The organism is Syntrophotaleaceae bacterium (assembly GCA_041390365.1).
GTDB lineage: Bacteria > Desulfobacterota > Desulfuromonadia > Desulfuromonadales > Syntrophotaleaceae > JAWKQB01.
The window spans coordinates 147,561-167,015 of the sequence record JAWKQB010000003.1 but is presented as its reverse complement, the minus strand read 5'-3'; the positions used below and the strand labels follow the sequence as shown (position 1 = coordinate 167,015).

Genomic DNA, 19,455 nt, shown 5'->3' with positions numbered 1-19,455 from the left:
ATCGAGGCATATGTGTCTTTTCGGGCAAAAGTCTTTGGATCCCCGACTACGGTGTCAGCCCTACTTATGACATCGACCGGGGTTGATCACATCCTTCCCGCTTTTCGCGGCGGTGATAACTCCATCGAGAACGGTATTTATGCAAGCTACTTCTACAATATGAAAAAGCGCGGCAACTTAAATGACAAAAGGGTATATATTTCGTTTGGGGCGGCTGACCAATCATTTTTTTATTTCTATAACTTGGATAGAAAAAAAAAAACTTACCAGTTGTTCGCCATGATGGATGACCAGTAGCGCATTTACAATGTAGTATTTAGATATTATAAAGAAGGGAATCGAAGCGAAATAGAAATGGAGTTTATGAAAGTATTTATGGCTGGGTTAAGGTTTATGCAAAAAGTATTTTAAAGGTAGATTTTTCTTCTTGCATTAAGCTATAGAATAAAATCTGATATCAAGTAGCAGAGGCTATATGGAAAATGTTATATCTTCTTATGACGAAATTAAACTAACGAAATCCTGCAATGAAATAAAAAATTTGTTAAATAATGAGGAAATCGAAAAAATAATAAATAACAAAAAGGAAAGCTGTCCGAATTCTACCACAATCATTGACAAGGTCAAAATTGGTGGGTTTGTTGGTAAGTTGTGTTTATTTAAAAATGTTTTGATTTTTATTAGACTGATTGACGATGTCAGGTCAATATTTGTAGAAATTGAATTCGAAGATTTTGACAAATTAGTTATTATGCACAGCAGCTCTGCTAATTTTAATTTATATAAAAACAGAGAGCACCTTATTAATATCAATTTCCCAAATTATGACGGTGAAACAGTTGCCAAGCACTTTCAGCATTTAATAGTTAAAAGAGAAAATGAAATAAAAAAAAGAGAAAATGAATTGGCAAGGGCGAGGGTATTTGAAAAGTTATATCGTGAAGATTTAGAAGTTTTACTTAATGGCTACATCACTAAGATTCATAAAAATATGTTTCTAAATCTACAAGAATATAGAGAATTTATTGAAAAACTTAATTATATCACCAAAGTTTCGAAAGGATTCACATCATTTTATGAAGATTATCACTATTTCGTCAAATTTTTGAATCTTCTTACAGAAAAGTACAAAATTGACATAAGTTTACAAGATGTAAAATACGTTGTTGAATTTTTGGAAACTAAATCTATTGATATTTTTGCAGAGGAATGTCAAGAATTAGATTTATATTACACACATTCTTTACAAGAAGTATCTTTAAATTCTCTTTTATTGTCACATCTGCAAAATATTTCATCAGAAGACCCAAGATCAATTTCATTGCTTGCATGTAAGTCTATAAAAAACGGGTTAATTAAAAATTTAAGCTACGTCGAAGCTTATGAATTAATTGATTTGAAAATTGGAGAAATCAACTTTCATACTGATCTCGAATCTTATGAAAATTATCTCTTTGATAACCAAACGTTCAATTCATTTGATTGGAGACAAGTAGATTCTTTGTCTGGTGAAGAATTCGAGCTTTTAGTTGAATCTATAATGACAAAAAGTGGTTATGTATGTGAAACAACAAAAAAGACAGGTGATCAGGGTGTTGATATTATAGCAAAGAAAAACAATATAAAAATAGCTATTCAAGCTAAGAGGCATTCATACCCTGTTTCAAACTCAGCCATTCAGGAGGTGCTTGCTGGCAAGGAGTTTTATAGCTGCCAAAAGGCAATTGTGGTGGCCACTAATGTTTTTACCAAGTCAGCAAAAGAATTAGCTGCAAAAACCAATGTCATATTATGGGACAGAGATTATTTAATGCAAAAACTGCAAGAAGTCTTTTGATCCATGTTTCTACTTCGACAAGTATTGATATTGGCGAACCAGAGGGTGGAGCGGTCAGTTCTACTCTGGGTTTTCCGCGCAATTATCTTTACATATTTTCGCCGGCACTCTGCAGTCGTTTCCCCAGACCCGATAATCCTTTTTAACCTGCAAATCGTACTGTAGCAAAACGCCTGTCAGAAAAATCACCAAGTTCAAGACACGAAAGGCCCGCCAAACGAAACGGCGGGCCTTTCCTATTTCCTCGCACGTTTTCTAAAAATCCCACATATCCAAAAAGTTGTCTTATACTAGCATCCAAGATTATATGGGGATTTATAAGACATCATAAAGCCAGATCGAATTTTATTTGATTACTTATCTAGGTTATGAAATTTCTTTCTATAATATTGATAAATTTTTTTACTATGCAAATAATGCTTGTAAAAAAGATTTTTTAATATAGAGTTTTCGTATTGCAGCTTCATTCCATTTATTTAAAACAGGAGGTTTTATGGATTTGAAAATTAAGTTGAAATCTTTGCGTAACTATCTTGGGCACAGTCAAGTTACATTAGGTCAGGAGCTTGGAGTTTCAGACGCTTTTATCTCACAATTAGAACACGGTCGTCGACTAACCGATAGAAACCATTATCGGAAATTAGCCAAATTGGTTGCGGATAATCATAGCCAGGTCGATGAGAATCGAATTTTTCTTGAGTTAGTCATTCTTGATTTTAAACGTAGGGATCCAGAGCTTTATGAGCTCCTCTGTTTCAATAGATTTGATTATGAAAGGGAGGATTCCGATGCTTCATGCCCGCTCTTTCAGGGTTCGGGCGAAATCTGCAACCATGAAGGTTTTCCGTGCTGCAAAAACAAGAAAAAATAACAGAAATGCCAATGTTCATGCTGCAAAACCTCTTTGACCATCAAGCCCCCCTGAAGACCCTCCCGATTCGGGAGGGCTTTCTGGTTGGTGCGCCAGGCATGGCGCGTAGCGCCTTGACTGGCGCTGTTCCGGTTGTTGTGGTGATAACCGGATGACTTGGGGGTGTAAGTCCCCTGTGGACCCTGATGGCGGGAACCACTAGCCGAACGGCAAGGGTGTCCACCGCGAGGTGGGATCTGAAGGAAGCCGCAGGCAAACTCCCGGCCCGACGAACAGAAATCGCATACGAGGCAGTTCCATCCGGGCGAGAAGGCCAACATCTTCAAAGCCCCATAGCCATCCGGGAGGGTGGGGCTGTAGATGCGGCGGGTATATGGGAGGAAGGTCACGCGCATTACCCTGGGAGATCTGCCGATCTGCCTCGTGCTACCGGCGTCGAGAGGCGTCGGGACGGGTCGGCAGAAGTCAGCAGAGGCCATAGTAGCCGGGGTTGACCATCCCGGTGAAGGGCCGAACACGAGGCGCCATTCAGGAGACTCGAATTTCGATGACGATCGAAGAAGCAGAAGCCCTGGTTGAGATATCAGGGGCCGCGCCCGAGGGTAGCGACCGGAAGTCGCAAGAGTATGGCACAGGTGCGTCAAACGTCACGGCATGCCGGGAACCGTCCTGGACGGAAGCGGAGACGCGGCTGATGGAAGAGGTTGTCAGTCGCGGCAACATGATGGCGGCCTACGACCGGGTGGTTGGCAACAAGGGAGCCCCCGGCATCGACGGGATGCAGGTGGGTGAGCTGAAAGGCTACCTGGTCAAGGAATGGCCGCGCATCAAGGAGGACCTGCTGAACGGAAGCTACCAGCCCCAACCGGTGCGGAAGGTCGAGATACCCAAGCCCGGCGGCGGGGTGCGCATGCTCGGCATTCCCACGGTGCTGGACCGGCTCATTCAGCAGGCGCTGCATCAGGAGCTGATGCGGCTGTTCGATACCGGATTCTCCGATAGCTCCTACGGGTTTCGGCCCGGACGGAGCGCCCACCAGGCGGTACAAGCAGCCCGCAGGCATGTGGCCGAAGGGCGGCGGTGGGTGGTCGATATCGACCTGGAGAAGTTCTTCGACCGGGTCGGACACGACGTGCTTATGGCACGAGTGGCCCGCAAGGTCAAAGACCCCCGTGTACTGCGACTGATCCGCAGATACCTGAGGGCCGGAGTGCTCGAAGGGGGGATCGTCTCGCCACGGGTGGAAGGGACGCCGCAAGGCGGCCCGCTCTCGCCGCTGTTGTCGAACATCCTGCTTGACGAGTTCGACAAGGAACTGGAGAGGCGCGGCCACGCCTTCTGCCGTTATGCCGATGATTGCAACATTTACGTGCGCAGTCGGCAATCGGCGGAGCGGGTCATGGCTTCGCTGATCCAGTTTCTCGAACAGCGGCTGAAACTCAAGGTCAACCGCGTCAAAAGCGCCGTTGGCCGCCCCTGGGAGAGAACCTTTCTGGGTTACAGGATGACCTTTCACAAGAAACCGCGGCTCAAGGTGGCTGAAGGCTCTGTGAAACGGTTCAAGGCCAACCTCAGAGAGCTCTTTCGTCGGGGAAGGGGACACAGCCTCAAACGGGTCATCGAAGAGTCCACCCCGAAACTGCGGGGATGGATCGCCTACTTTCGGCTGGCGGAAGTCAAAGGCATCTTCGAAGAACTGGATAGCTGGGTCAGGCGGAAACTACGCTGCATTCTGTGGCGGCAGTGGAAGCGCTCTTTTACGCGGGCCAGGAATTTGATGCGGCGGGGATTGTCGGAACTCAGAGCATGGAGGTCGGCTCAAAACGGGCGAGGCCCCTGGTGGAATGCAGGAGCCTCGCACATGCACGATGCGTTTCGAAAATCCTTCTTCGATAAACTGGGGCTGATCTGCTTGGTAGACAGTCTCAGACGCTTTCAGAGTGCTTTGTGAACCGCCGTGTACGGAACCGTACGCACGGTGGTGTGGGAGGACGGCGGGGGTGACCCCGCCTCCTACCCGATTCACAGATTATTCAAACTTGTCAGATTTGCATATCCCTTCCAGTTTGGTATTGCACAATTACATGCTGTACCGGCCCGACGCCTCCGGACATATCACGGCTTATGTGGGGGAAAGCTCCGGACGAATCAGTCGAGTTGTTGAAGATCGCTCACGAATCAAGCGTCGGGCAATGAACGGCGAAGTTATGTTATTTTTCTGCCCGAAGCCTTTACATGATCCGGGCATGCGTAAGCTTCTAGAGGCACGCCTGTATTATGCGTTGCGACGAAGTCCCGGCTGGCATTTCCTTAATAGTAATAAAGGTTTAGGTGCAACAGCGCGCTTCCAGCAAGGATTGACGTATGTTGAGCATTGTATGGAAACGGTCTGGCTCTACTTAAGAAAAACGGGTTATTTGGGGACATCCGCCCAACCTTTTGGCTGGGTGCCGTCTCCCGGGCAATTTGAATTGGCCTTTAACCATGAGGGCTCCCTGTATTTTGCCGATGCAACCGTCAATTCCTTTGGAAATTGGGAAGTAGCTGCCGGTTCTTTTGCAAAAGCTAGTCGTTCTGTGCCCCACGATGATCATTTTTTGTTGCGTCAAAATCTGATTGCTAACAAAGTGTTGAACGCTGTCGGGAACGGCTTATACAAATTCGTACAGTCTTTCGAGTTTGCTCATCCGGCCACCGCGGCCGGTGTCATCTCCGGCCAGAACGCTCCAGGCGATTCATGGCGGCAGCGAAAAACCGGGCTCCCGATTTCCGGTTGCTCGCTCCCGGGTCACCTGGTTGGGCGCTGGCCCCGGTGTTGATGGGTTTTCTTTGTTTAGAAATTCTTCTGGCGCCCTTTGACGGTTAGGCTCGCCGGCCTCCGAAAAAGCATTCTTTTTTCTCGTTTTTTCCGACTTGTTTCTTCCCGGGATGCTTGCTTGCTGCTGGTTGTTTTCTTCAAGAGCGTTTGCGACTTTTTGCAATGTGTCTTGTAGCGACGCAAGCATGGGCTCAGACAATGAGGGCTGGCGCAGATTGCTCAAAGCTTGCGCTTGGTCTCGATTCGTTTGTTGAGCTGCTTCAAGCTGACCCTGTAATTTGCCTTCCTCGATGAGCGCTCTTTCCCGCTCTTGCTTGGAGAGCTCTCGCTCTTTGGTTAACTGTACTTTTAGACTCTCCGCCGTGTCCCGTGTTGCCGCTAGTTCGGTTTTTAATGCCGCAATTTCCTCATCTTTTTCTTCACACTTTTTTTCAAGCGGAATTGTGCGAATTTTGACAATTCGATTTATTTCGAGGGAAAAATCTAAAGCAAACTCTTCTGAAAATTCAGGGAGTCGCATTTCGATAGCCTCATCACGCTTTCGTTCACGTTTAAGAAGAAATTTTTCAATGTCTTTCAGGGCCCCTCGTTTTAGATTGAGTTGTTTTTGGATGCTCTGAGGTGTAACTAATACCCCATCTTTTTTGAGCGCTGCAATCGCTTCCAGAAACCCTTTTTCGTGAATGTCCATTTCTCTAACCTCTCATCTAATTTATTGAATTTATCTTTCTTGTTTTTCTAATCATACTCTTTTATGGAAAACTTTAGAGATCAGATAATGAATTTTCGAACAAAAGAGGAGAAATAGAAAAATATATTCTCGTCTTGTGTCTAAAAATCAGGTTTTTCGATACTATTTATGACAGAATAATCTCCAGGAATGGAGCAAACTAAAACAGTTGTAGTGTCTAAAAAGGAGGTTTTTAGAAACTACAACTTACCGTTAGATTTGACACGACGTTACTTCTTTTGTTAAGAAGTGGGATATTAGACACGACACGTGGTAATTTTTGAGAATTTTACCTTCTGGAAGATTGGCTTTTTTAGGGGGTGGGGACAAAAATCGAAGAAATGACCAGAAACTAAAATAGCCGATTGCCCGGAAGGTTTACTGAGACCGAAAATTGGAATGAGGTTCCCGGCAGCGGGTCTTTGACCAAGGTTCTCTTATTTCGGGTTTCAAGGCCACAGATTTCAATTTGACTCAAGACATAACTGGGCACTGAATCTAAAATTAGAACGCTTGACCCACTCCCCCTGCTGACGTTATTTTTATTCGGATTAATTTTCTGTGAAATGAAGTGATTTTCGGAGGGCAGGGTGTTGGTCGAAGATCGGGCAAAAAGTGTTTAAAAACCGCTCTGTGCCTATAAGGCGCGGGCGGTTTTTTTTTCGAGTTTGATATTTTTTTGAAGTTTAGATACCTGCATTAGAGATGACCAGGTGAAATTCCAGTTGGAGGAAGTTGTATGCCACAACAAAATTTTAGTGTTATTCACCTCATGCCTCACTTTTCTGAAGTCTTCCAAGGCAACTTTTCTTCTTCCCACGGCTTGAGTGCCGCTATTGTCTTGTTTTTGTTGGTGGTAGCAATTGGCTTTCTGTCTTTCGCCATTTCAAAATATCTTCAAGCAAAACGACAAATTCTATTTTATGAAACCCTTGTAAGTGGAATTAACCAGTCTGAACTGGCAGGCCGGCAGCGAGAGATTACTCAGAATGCTCTACAGCATTCAGATTACGGCAAACTTTGGAAAGAGTTTGACGAAACTCTTGTTATTTCTCCCGACGGCACCCGGCTTTTCAATACACTTGATGCAGAACATTTTTTTAATAATCATACTCTTGCCCGAGGTTTAACTGAAAACAGATTACTGGCCGCTGTTCCTGGTTTCCTCACCGCAATCGGAGTCATCGGTACTTTTGCCGGTTTGCAAATGGGATTGGGGTCCCTGGAATTAAGTCAGCAGGCCGGGGTTGAGGCCCTGCAGCAGGGCATCGGTCATATGATCAAGGGTGCCTCCGTTGCATTTCTAACTTCGGTATGGGGCGTTTTTACAAGTGTTCTTTTTAATTTCATTGAAAAAATGCTCGAAAGGGGTGTTAAGAAGCGAATCGCGAACTTGCAAAATTTGATCGACTATCTTTATCCCCGAATCAATGCTGAACAATCCTTAGTTTCCATCGTCGACCACACTCGTAATTCAAGTGAGACTTTGCAGGGCTTGGCGGAAAAGATCGGTGATCGTCTTCAAGAATCCCTTCTCCAAGTTTCGGATAATATCCGGACTGGATTGGAAGAAAGTCTAAGCCTGATAATGGCGCCTGCGATCCAATCGTTGGTGGAAAATGCCAATAGCGGTTCCCAGCAGGTCCTCGACAGTTTACTCAACAAGTTTCTGGATGGAATTGGCGATGCGGGAACTTCACAACGAAAAATGATGCAAGAGGCATCGCGAGATGTTCAGGTTGCTCTTAGTGGTTTGGGTGACCAGATGTCCGGTTTTCTAAAACGTTTGGACGAACAGTCGCGGCAGACAGAAAATGCTGCTATAGAGCGCCAAGCTTTCCTTGAAAAGCAACTTGAGGCCCTTGGAGAGCAGCAAACAGACCGCCAAAGGAAGCTTGGAGAGTCCTTTGAGAACATTTTTGAAAAAATGGTGGAACAACTGAACCAACAGCAAAATGATTCTGACCTAAGGGAAAAGGAAAGAGCAGAACAACTGCAGGGTCAGCTTCGCCTGATTGTTGATCATGGTAATCAGGCCGTTGAGAACATCGGAAGCGAGGTCACTCGGCAGTTTAAAGAACAGCAAACGCGTGATGAGGCCCGGCAGAAGGAGTTTGCGGACAATGTAACATCTATGCAGCAGATCCAGAACCAACTTATGGACCGGGTCGAATTTATGCTGTCCAATCAAAAGGAGTTGTTTGACGCAGTTCATCGTCAAATGGTTGGCCTGCAGGAGCAATTTAAGGGGTTGGCTGAAGCCCATAGCCTTTCCGGAAATGAAGTATCGAACGCGGCTCAACAGATGAGGCAGGCGAGCAATCAACTGGGTCTTCTGTCGGCTAATATCAGGCAGGCAACAGAGGTTCTGTCCAGGGATGTAGCTCAAGCCGCAGAGACTACGGCTGGTCTTGCAGATGAAAACCGGAAAATCAACCAGGTCATGCAAGAAACTCTGCAGGGTTACGGAAGTTTCAGCAAGGAAATGGATGGTATCGCCGATAAGCTGAATTTGGCAACCGCAAGCGCCCAGAGTGGTTTTGAGGCTGTTCATAAACATCTGGACCATTTTAAGAATTCACTCAAAGCTCATATCGAAGAAGTTGAAGACCACGTAGCCAAACTTCTTAGCGATTACGCCGCCACTGTCCAGAGCCAGACCGGTGAACGTATGCGGGAGTGGAATGCTCATACCAACGAGTACATCGCCATCATGACAAATGCAGTCAAAGCATTGTCTGACGTGGTTGATGGAATGGAAACGAAATGTAGCGCCGCATGAAACTGAGCAGCTCCCTGAAACGAAATGGACAGGTGGATGAAGAAAATCCGTATTGGATCTCTTTTTCGGACATTATGTCCGGGCTATTGGTAATTTTCGTTCTTGCCTCTTTGGCCTTGATTCTTGAGTTGACTCAAACCCGTGTTGTGGTCAATGACGCCATCCGAGAAATTGCCAAGGCGGAAACCGTGCGTCGAGATATTCTGCGGGAAGTGGCGTCCGAACTTCAGGGCAAGAATATTCCGGTAGAAATCAGCGACAACGACACGGTTCTGCGAATCCCAGACCACTTGTTGACTTTCGAGACCAATGAGTACCGAATTCCTCCGCAAGCCGGTTTGGAGAGAACTGTTCTCGAAATAGGTGCGGTTTTGTTCCGGGCCATAGACCGAGAAAAGAGGTGGCAGTACCTCGATACGATCTTTATCGAGGGGCATACAGACCGTCGCGCTTCACCCAGGCATATGGGCAACTGGGGACTCTCGACCTTTAGAGCAATATCGGTATGGAATTTCTGGAACGAAAAACTTCCCAAGGAATCACGTTTGGAAGATCTTGTTAACCATAGTGGAACGCCTTTATTCTCTGTGAGCGGATATGGAAAGACAAGACCCGTTCAAGTGGAACAGGAGACCGAGGCCGATTTTCAGAAGAATAGAAGAATCGACATACGATTTACCGTTCGACGTCCAGCCATGAAAGATTTCCAAAACATCAAGAAATTGATGGATGAATGATGAATTTTAGATTGCTAAATCTGGTGTTCCATCTTCCCGAATGGAAAACCGCGGATTTTGCCGTTCTTGAAAGGTGCAAGAACAAAATGCAAGATCTTGCAGGGAAGACGGGTAAAGGATCCGACCGCTTTAAAAAAGCCTGCCAACGGCTTTGGAAATTGGCAAAAGATGGCAGGGGCCATGCCATGGCCGGCGAGATCCACAGCTCTATTGATGTCCGGGCTTTGACCCATTTGCTTGGAAAAAACAAGGATTTTTTCCAAGATGTTCCAGTTACCGAAGATCTTTTGGAGAGCCTCTACAAGCCACGTCCAAAGTTAGGGCGACTCAGCCTCCTGCAATTGATTACAGCCTTTTTTGTTCATTTTGACGAAATCGCAGAGAGAGAAGTTTTTAATCGCCTTTGTGATCTTATTTGTTTGGAGATAGCTCAAAATTTTGGACAGTCGGGGGAGGGTGATTTTGCAATCCTGAATAAGCACAGGAATATTTTATTCACCATCAATGGTCCCAAAAATTTGGTGACTTATGCCAAAACCTTTGGCATTGACCTGGACCAGGCCCTAAAAGATCTGGCCGTGGATGGATGCCAGGAGGGCCGTTTTCAAAGGGTGGCGCGTTTTCACTATTACCTGCAAACAATCAGGGAACTTTCTGTTGGTGAAGACCATCCTGTGCTTACTGAAATTTGCAAACCCCAGGTCTACAATGCTCCGGCCGAAGAGGGGCGTCTCATGGGCCACGAAATTCTTACTCTGTTGATCGACAGGTCTTTACCAAGTGATGTTTCCGATACCTGGCGACGAGTCATTGTAACGATAGCAGGTGACCCTCGCGTGCCGCAGGCAAGCCAAAGGTATCAAAAATGGTGGGCTTTCCTCGGTGAAGATCGAATTCGTAAAGTCAGGGGTTGGCTTTCGCGTTTTGACCTTTTGCTTTTTCTGGGAATATTGCAGGAATACGGAGAAAGCACATGGAACTCTGATCTGATGCGAATGTTTCCAGCTCGAAAGGCTTTTCTGGAAGGGCTTTACCGTCAGGGGTTAATTTCGGACAGCAGGTTGTTCGTAGGTAAGCATGCCGAAAAATATCTGAATAAAAATTATCTCCGGCATGAACTTCCAGAATATGCCTTTGTCAAGGATCCCTATCGATCAATGATATATCTACGCGTAGGGGAAGTGCATTTGATAGAGGGAAGTCATAGCTTTAAACTTTGGGTTTTTCCTAAATTGCCATCTCAAATTAATCTCATGGATTATTCGAATAAAGAATTTACTCCTCAAGAGCTTAGTTCAGATATAAGATATGCTTATCTTAAAGAATTCAATTCTGATTGGAACAGAATTGCTGATATTATACACAATCCAAATATTACTTGGCAGGCAAAAGCGATTGAACATTTAAGAAACCTGGGTGTTGAACTAGATGTTGAAGAGCTCTTCTCTAAGGAAGATTACAGGTCCTATAAGTATCGATTCGGATTGTGATCATTATGTCTCTAACGAATTTTATTAAAAAAATCATCGCGAAAGACAGAAATGAGAGGCGCTTTGCTCAGATTGCCGACCAAGAGGGTCTTAATTTTGTTTTACCCAAAGATATATTTGAGGCCTGCGAAAACGGACAGGGTAGCGGCTGGCTTTTGCATCAATATGTATGCCTGAAGATGATGGAAGAACAGGGGATGGCACTCCGGATTGCAAACGGTTTTACCATTCCTTCCGATTTTGCAGTAAGGTTGGAGCCTGATGCCGCTGATCTTCTGGAACTTCCTCCACCTTTCAAAGGGCGCTTTGATTCCAGGGTAACCGGGCAAACCGGTCAGAGCGCCTTTTCCGTACAAATCAATCCAGTCCTGCCTACCGGTGAAAGAGTACCCGTTTATAAGTTGAAGGGACCCTGCCTTCAACTTAGTCCCCAAGAATGTTTTCTTTTATCTGCCGCTGAATGGCAGGCTCTCAAGGCGGTTGATGAGCACCAGCGGTTGGCTCCAGAAGAAAAAACCGAACATCTCAACCTTGATCTGGTTGGAAAACTGCAGGCCTCTCAAGAACATGGAATGCCTATCGACCTTTCCCATTTCAATATTTTGAAAGTCTCCCAGCCCGAGAAAGTTGGAGTAACCGCGACCGAGCAGCCAGACGGCAGCCTTGTGTTAGTTCCGTCCTTTGGAACAGGAGCTGCCACTGACGATATTCAATCACGCCTAGGACAGTTGAATCAAGCGAACGGCCTCGGCACTTTAAGGGTTAGGGACCAAATTATCGTTTTGGATGAAACGCGTCTGAAAGCTACCCAGGAAATCATCAGTAATCGTCGGATTCCAAAATCGCAAGTCCAGGCATTCCTTAAGACGCCATCGGCCTTTTTGGATGCATCGTTGGTTGATCTCGAGACGGGATTTTCCTTACGAGTGAAAGGGGCAACCCGGTTTCAGTTCATGCAGTTTGGTGAAACCGATACCTCTGGAATCGACTGGTTTTTTTCTAGTAAGTCGGCCGAAGATGCCGAGGAACTGAAGGCAGTTATTGGAAGTAAGGAGGAGTTGGAAGAGTTTCGAAAAAAAGTCGAAATTGCAAGGCAGCAAGGGGCCGAGGTTGTTGCCTTCGGCGGAAAACTTATCGACATCTCCTTCCCAGAGAAGATCGAAAAAGAATGTGCGGCAATTGAAAGGACTTTAAATAGATTTCATCCAGAAGAAAAACGTTCCCTTCCTACTGAATCTGATACAGAAGAGCGTTCCACAGTCTTTTTGGAAGAGGTTGAAGATCTTGGTCCTGAGTTGTTGAAAAAGGCGGAATCCTCCTCATATCCAAGAGCCATCGATTATTCCGTTTTCTCCCGGTCCCCCTTTCCCCACCAGGCGCAAGGCATTGAATGGATGATGGGGCTAATGCACTCATCACTGCAAGGTGAATCTGATGACGTGCAACGAATCCAGGGGGCTTTATTGGCCGATGATATGGGTTTGGGGAAAACTTACATGGCCCTGGTGGGGATTGGTGAGTTCTATAGCCATTTACGGGCTTCTTCACTTACCGAAAAGCCCGTTTTGGTCATCGCTCCGCTTAGCCTTCTTGAAAACTGGGAAGATGAGGTCGCCCAGACCTTCGCTAAATCCCCCTTTCGCGACATTGTGGTATTGCAAGCGGGAAGGGATTTAAAACGATTCAAGATAGCCGGAGCGCCACCTGAAATCCGACAGAGACTTGCTGACGAGGATGTCCTTCCCGAAGATGCCATTCGATATGCCTTGAAGGTTGGCGGTGCCTATGGAGCCGAGCGGCTGGACATGCCAAAGCGATTAGTCCTGTCTACCTATCAAACTCTCCGGGATTATCAGTTCTCCCTTTGTCGGGTCGACTGGAGCGTAGTGGTTTTTGACGAAGCCCAGAACATAAAAAACCCGAACGCTTTGCAAACCAGAGCAGCCAAAGGGCTGAAAGCCTACTTCAAATTGCTCGCGACCGGTACTCCAGTTGAAAACAGCCTTTCTGATTTCTGGTGCCTGATGGATACGGCCCAACCCGGATTGCTGGGCACCTGGCCCGATTTCCGGGAGGAATATGTCAAACCAATCAACCAGGCTCCTCCCGATGAGACTGATAATGTGCGATTAGATGTGGGGAAAAAGTTGCGACAGGACGTTGGTCCATTCATGCTGCGGCGACTGAAGGAAGACCATATTGAGGGCTTACCCGAGAAGCGAGTATTTACTGGTGTGCCCAATAATGGTTTTGGCGGATGGGCATTCAAGCCTGAGATCAAAAGTGTAATGCGGGGGCATCAGTTATCCCGTTACGACGAAATTATCGATGGCTACAGCCAGCAGCGCATGGAAGGGCAGGGAAGGGGACTTGCTCTTGGATCATTGATGCAACTACGCGAGGTGTCTTTGCACCCATCTCTTGCCGATGTGAAAAAGTTGGTGACGAGTTCTAAAAATGAAGCGCTACAGGTTCTCGGTCAATCTGCCAAGTTGGAAAACGTAGTTTCGATTCTGGAGGAGATAAAATCCCGGCGGGAAAAAGTCATTATCTTCGCCATGACGAAAAAACTGCAAAGGGCCCTGAAGGTTTGGCTGGAGCAAATTTTCGGGATAAGGATCGACATCATCAATGGGGACACTCAGGCTGTTGCATCTAAAGGGAAAAGTCTGACTCGAAAAGGGATAATTTCCGAATTCGAGGACGCTTCTGGGTTTGGCATCATAATTATGTCTCCCATTGCTGCCGGGGTAGGTCTGACTATCGTTGGGGCGAACAATGTCATTCACCTTGAGCGTCACTGGAACCCTGCCAAGGAGTCCCAAGCAACCGATCGAATCTATCGCATCGGCCAGAAAAAGGATGTGAATATTTATCTTCCGGCACTGCATCATCCGAAGTTAAGTTCCTTCGATGTCAATTTGGACAGGCTGCTGTCGAAGAAAATCAATTTAAAGGATGCGGTGGTGACACCGCAGATCGTTACACAGGAGGAATTAGAGGAAAGCCTTTTTTCTCACTGATTTAATTGCATTTTCTTTGCACATAAATTAAAACTTCTTTCATTTTGGTTTTCTTTTTTATGTCCATAGCTGATCAAATTCTATCTTCCATTAAGGAGAACCCTGGCCAAAAGGCCCGTGATCTTGCCGTAAAACTAGGGTTAGACAAGAAAGAGATCAATAGTTTCCTTTATGGGAAGTTAAATGGGAAAGTTTGGCAGGATAAATCTTATCGATGGTATCCAACTGATTCTGCACAGGAGGGACCTAGATCTGCCGACTCAACACCTTTGCCCAAAATAAATACTCCCCTAAGCAGGCTTTGCCGATATTACCTGGAGGCATTATCCCAAGATGAAAGTATGGGGGTAAGCACTTTTGCTTATAATCAATACGGTGATCCTGATTATGTCGAGCTGGATCAAAACGAGCTTTTTGATTGCCAGGGGGGAGGGTTTTTCAGCTCAGAAAAGGCTCGGAAACTATATGGGCGCGTTCGAAAAGATCGTGGCCGCTTGTCCCTTTATCTTGGTTACCCGACCAGACTCCGTCAGCATACTGGGAAAAAGGGCTGGTCGGGCTTTTTTGTAGAACCTATCTTTTTATTTCCTTTCGAATTCGATCCTACTGATAAACATGAATTGCCTCACCTCTCCGGGGACCTTCCCCATTTTAATTTCAAGGCCCTTTCTTATCTTACCGGCGGTGGAGCAGGAAGCCTCATGGAAGAGGCCATTTTCCTCGCTGAAGAGTTGGGTTTGAATAATCCTCAAGAGGATCTTCCGGAAGCCGATGATGTTTTCCTGAAAATTCGCCAGTTGAGAGCCGAATGGGACTGGCTGGAAGATCCGGACCCTCATCATTTACACCAAAGCACACCCCTTTCAGAAATCAAGAAACAGGGCATCTATAATCGCGCAATTCTTCTGTTCGGCGAGCGTTCTCCATACACGCAGGGATTGGAATCAGAGTTGAAAAAACTTTCTGAGACTCCCGAGGGCGTATATGCAAATACAGCTTTGGGACAATGGCTCGATGGGGCCCCTGTCGCAGAAATGATCGAAAGCCCAAAGGCGCTGCTAGAGGTCCTTTCACTGAATTTGGAACAGCGCGAGGCAATAAACCGTGCTCTGGTGGAACCCTTGACGGTAATTACAGGACCACCAGGAACAGGGAAGTCGCAGGTGGTAACCAACCTGCTGATCAATGCCGCCTGGCAAGGACAAAGGGTGTTGTTCGCCAGCAAAAATAACAAGGCGGTGGATGTCGTCGAAGCGCGTGTTAATGGGCTTGGCTCTCGTCCGGTCTTGCTCCGTATGGGGTCCAATGAATACCAGGGGAAACTTGCAGAATATCTGGTGCAACTCCTTGCAGCTACCTCTACCGCGGAACAGCAGGCCGAGTACGAGGAATGCTTGGCTTGCCATAAATCCGTCTTGGCGGAATTTGCCGAGCTGGATCGTCTTATAAATCAGACGATGGAGGCCAGAAACACCGTCGATCGACTGGAGCGCGCGGTTGCCGAATATCGCGAGCAATGGGGGCAAGACCTCTTTACAGCCCTCAGAGAACTCGACAGTAATGCTGCCGGCATTAGTATCCAACGTTATCAATCCGCTTTGACTGCCTGCCGGAAAGAGAAACAGCCCCTGATATCAAGGCTGTTTTGGTTCTTCAAGGTAAAGGAAAGGTTATCGGCGCTCGCCGCTGCAATAGAAGAGCAGCGCCAACTGGCAGCGACCTTCAAGATACCGGTGTCAACCAATGCGCCGTCCGAGAGCAATTTGCCCCTATGGAGGAAATTTGGCGAGGAAATGGCTTCCAGGATAGCCTCGGCCCGAGAGGTTAAGGATTACTTCGATTCTCTGGCCATCCTTCAAAAGCAGCCGTCCATGGAGTGTTTGGCCGGGCGGCAGTTGAGGCTTACACAAAAGATGGCCGGAAATTCCGAGCGCCTGTGGCAGAACTGGGTTAAACTCCAGCCCAGCCGAATCTCACAGCAGGACCGTCGGCTGTTAAGTGAGTACGCCTCAGTTCTTCAAATGATGGTTGGAGAAAGTGGCTCTAATGCCCGAGCGGACCGAAGCGTATATCGAAGGTATTACGAGCTCTTTCCTAAGGTCTCTCATATGTTGCCCTGCTGGGCGGTGACTTCCCTCTCTGCTCACAATAAGGTCCCTTTTGAACCAAGCTTTTTTGATCTGTTGGTGATTGATGAGGCCAGTCAGTGTGACATCGCTTCGGCTTTGCCATTGCTCTTCAGGGCCAAACGGGTTGTAATCATCGGCGATCCAAAACAACTCAGCCATATTAGCACCATCAGCATGAGGCAAGATAAGCAGTTGCTTGGAAAACATGGAATTTTGGACGGTCATGCCTCCTGGGGATATTCCGCCAACTCTCTGTTCAACCTTGCCAGCGGTTTGGCTCGGCCGGAAGACATTGTCGCGTTGAAAGACCACCATCGCTCCCATGCTCAGATCATTGATTTTTCCAACAGGTTTTTCTATGAAGGTAACCTCCGAGTTGCGACACGCTATGACCGATTGAAGCCGTTAAACGACGGCAAGCCGGCAGTCCGATGGACCCATCATGCAGGAACTGTACGCCGGCCAACCAACGGTGGGGCTGTCAATGAATCGGAGGCTAAAGCACTAGTTGCCCAATTACGGGACCTCATGTTGACCCGTGGGTATCCCGGTACCGTAGGAGTCGTGACTCCATTTCGCGCTCAAGCCAACAAAATTCGGGAACTGGTTCATGCGGACGACACGTTGGCTACCCGTCTTTTTCAGGCAGAATTTTTGGTCGACACAGTACATAAATTCCAAGGAGACGAACGGGACGTGATGTTCTTCTCCCCTGTGGTTTCTCAAGGGATAAGCCAAGGCGCCTTGGGATTTCTGAAAAATACCGGAAACCTATTCAATGTCGCCATCACCAGGGCGCGCTCTTTGCTCCAGGTAGTTGGTGACCGTCAAGCTGCTCTCGATTCCGGGGTGGATTACCTTGCGTCGTTTGCCGATTACACGGCACGCCTTTCTTCAGATACAGCCCGAAAGACTGATGTCGAGCAAAACGAGCTGGGTCCCGATTATCCTCCTGTGACCTATCCGGAAAGAGTTTCCGATTGGGAGCGAGATTTTTACAAGGCGCTCTATGCAGCAGGCCTAAGACCGATTCCACAATATGATGTCGAACAATATGCCCTTGATTTCGCTTTGCTGGACGACGAGCGGAAGCTGAATATCGAAGTGGACGGAGAGCGTTATCATCGCAACTGGAACGGGGAACTTTGCCGAAGGGATCAGATCCGGAATCAAAGGCTCATTGAGCTGGGGTGGGAGGTAAAAAGGTTCTGGGTCTACGAGATCAGGGACGAAATGGAAGTTTGCGTTAAGTGGGTTAAAGACTGGCTCAAAAGAAAATAAATTGGGGTTTCAAATTTCAGAACTAGGGGATTCATTCAGGCAATGTTTGACCCTTTGGACTATCAAAATACTGGAAATTTTGAATGAGTAAAAAGAACGGAAATAACAAGTCTGACAAAAAATTTGGTGACCTGGATATCGGTACCCTCTCCAGTCACCTCTGGGAGGCTGCCAACATTTTGCGTGGCCCGGTCGACGCGGCTGACTTCAAAACCTATATTTTCCCATTGCTCTTCTTTAAACGTATTTCGGATGTGTATGACGAGGAACTATCAGTTGCCCTCGAAGAGTCCGCCGGCGATTTGGAATACGCACACTTCCCCGAAAACCACCGCTTCCAGGTTCCAGACGATTGTCACTGGAAAGATGTACGGGCTATGAGCGCCAATATCGGCCATGCGCTCCAGAAGGCCATGCGTTGCATTGAGCAGGCCAACCCGGACACACTGCACGGCATCTTCGGCGATGCCCAGTGGACCAACAAGGACCGCCTTTCGGACGCGCTGCTCAAGGATCTGATCGAACACTTCTCGTCGCTCAACCTGGGCAATGAGCACTGCAAGGCGGACATTCTCGGCCAGGCATATGAATATCTGATCAAGAAATTTGCCGACCTCACCAACAAGAAGGCCGGTGAATTCTATACCCCGCGCTCCGTGGTCGCTCTGATGGTTCGCATCCTTGCGCCCAAGGCCGGGGAAACCATCTATGACCCGGCCTGCGGGACTGGCGGCATGCTCCTCGAGGCGCTACACCACGTCAAAGAGCATGGCGGCGACGAGAACCTCATGCTGGGCAAGCTCTACGGCCAGGAAAAGAACCTGACCACATCCTCCATCGCCCGGATGAACCTCTTTCTCCACGGCGCGGAAGATTTCCATATCGAACGCGGCGACACCCTGCGCTTGCCCGCCTTTTATTCAGGCGACAGCCTCGCCACCTTTGACTGCGTCATCGCCAATCCTCCCTTCTCCTTGGAAAAGTGGGGGGACGATGTCTGGATCAATGATCCCTACGGCCGCAACTTTGCCGGGCTGCCGCCAGCCAAGTCCGGCGACTTCGCCTGGGTCCAGCACATGATCAAATCCATGGCCCGCAAGACCGGCCGCATGGCCGTGGTGCTTCCCCATGGCGTGCTGTTCCGCATGTCCAAGGAAGGCGAGATCCGCCGGAAGCTGCTGGAGATGGACATGCTCGAAGCGGTGATAGGTCTCGGCCAGAACATTTTCTACGGCACCGGTCTCGCGCCCTGTGTCTTGGTCTTCCGCGACAGCAAGCCCAAGGCCCACCGCCAGAAGGTGCTTTTCATCGACGCCTCGAAGGAGTTCAGGACCGGCCGCGCCCAGAACGAGCTTCTGCCGGAACACGTGGACAACATCCATCGCTGGTACGAGGACTATCAGGATGTGGAAGGAATCTGCCGGGTGGTCACGCTCGACGAGATCCGCGAGAACGATTTCAACCTGAATATTCCCCGCTACGTGGAGCCGGTGATCGAGGAAGAATCCATGACCATCGATCAGGCCATCGCCAACCTCAAGGAATCCCTGCAGGCGGCGTATGCGGCCGAGGATAGGCTCAAGGCGCTGCTCGAAAAAGAAGGGTTAATGGCATGAGCAACACATCAACCCGAGTCGAACGTGCGCAGAAACCACGGAAATGTCCCGAATGCGGGCAGGCCCCTCTGGCCAGCATCCTCTATGGCATGCCCGCGTTCGATGAGGAGTTAGAACGAAAAATGAATGAAGGCAGGATCA

Annotated in this window: 11 protein-coding genes; 10 read left to right on the top strand and 1 reads right to left on the bottom strand. The window is 47.6% G+C overall.

Annotated features, from left to right (window positions below):
* Positions 1 to 475 precede the first annotated feature (475 nt).
* The 4 genes from R2940_13235 (at position 476) to R2940_13220 (ending at position 5,527) form a co-directional block, all read left to right on the top strand.
* Complete coding sequence (locus R2940_13235) at positions 476 to 1,837, top strand: restriction endonuclease (GenBank protein ID MEZ4600746.1); 1,362 nt, start codon at positions 476 to 478, stop codon at positions 1,835 to 1,837.
* Between the two features lie 493 nt (positions 1,838 to 2,330).
* On the top strand, positions 2,331 to 2,708 hold the full coding sequence (locus tag R2940_13230) for a helix-turn-helix transcriptional regulator (GenBank protein ID MEZ4600745.1): 378 nt from the start codon (positions 2,331 to 2,333) through the stop codon (positions 2,706 to 2,708).
* Positions 2,709 to 3,255: 547 nt separating this feature from the next.
* Positions 3,256 to 4,659 carry a group II intron reverse transcriptase/maturase gene (ltrA, locus tag R2940_13225; protein ID MEZ4600744.1) on the top strand — a complete coding sequence of 468 codons (1,404 nt, stop codon included), beginning with the start codon at positions 3,256 to 3,258 and terminating at the stop codon, positions 4,657 to 4,659.
* A gap of 49 nt (positions 4,660 to 4,708) precedes the next feature.
* Positions 4,709 to 5,527 (top strand): hypothetical protein, encoded by an 819-nt coding sequence (locus R2940_13220; GenBank protein MEZ4600743.1) that lies wholly within the window; start codon positions 4,709 to 4,711, stop codon positions 5,525 to 5,527.
* Here R2940_13220 and R2940_13215 read toward each other — a convergent pair.
* Positions 5,444 to 6,217: a hypothetical protein gene (locus R2940_13215; GenBank protein ID MEZ4600742.1), complete on the bottom strand. Its 774-nt coding sequence runs from the start codon at positions 6,215 to 6,217 to the stop codon at positions 5,444 to 5,446. The genes R2940_13220 and R2940_13215 overlap by 84 nt on opposite strands.
* Positions 6,218 to 6,995: 778 nt before the next feature.
* Here R2940_13215 and zorA point away from each other — a divergent pair.
* The 6 genes from zorA (at position 6,996) to R2940_13185 (ending at position 19,314) form a co-directional block, all read left to right on the top strand.
* Positions 6,996 to 9,038, top strand: a complete 2,043-nt coding sequence (zorA, locus tag R2940_13210; protein ID MEZ4600741.1) for an anti-phage ZorAB system protein ZorA — start codon at positions 6,996 to 6,998, stop codon at positions 9,036 to 9,038.
* Positions 9,035 to 9,775, top strand: a complete 741-nt coding sequence (locus tag R2940_13205; GenBank protein ID MEZ4600740.1) for an OmpA family protein — start codon at positions 9,035 to 9,037, stop codon at positions 9,773 to 9,775. The genes zorA and R2940_13205 overlap by 4 nt, the downstream gene beginning before the upstream one ends.
* A gap of 11 nt (positions 9,776 to 9,786) precedes the next feature.
* Positions 9,787 to 11,265: an EH signature domain-containing protein gene (locus R2940_13200; protein MEZ4600739.1), complete on the top strand. Its 1,479-nt coding sequence runs from the start codon at positions 9,787 to 9,789 to the stop codon at positions 11,263 to 11,265.
* Positions 11,266 to 11,270: 5 nt separating this feature from the next.
* On the top strand, positions 11,271 to 14,288 hold the full coding sequence (locus R2940_13195) for a DEAD/DEAH box helicase (GenBank protein ID MEZ4600738.1): 3,018 nt from the start codon (positions 11,271 to 11,273) through the stop codon (positions 14,286 to 14,288).
* Positions 14,289 to 14,347: 59 nt separating this feature from the next.
* Positions 14,348 to 17,698: an AAA domain-containing protein gene (locus R2940_13190; protein ID MEZ4600737.1), complete on the top strand. Its 3,351-nt coding sequence runs from the start codon at positions 14,348 to 14,350 to the stop codon at positions 17,696 to 17,698.
* A gap of 83 nt (positions 17,699 to 17,781) precedes the next feature.
* Entirely contained in the window at positions 17,782 to 19,314 is a 1,533-nt protein-coding gene (locus R2940_13185) for a class I SAM-dependent DNA methyltransferase (GenBank protein ID MEZ4600736.1), read from the top strand.
* The last annotated feature ends 141 nt before the right edge of the window (positions 19,315 to 19,455 follow it).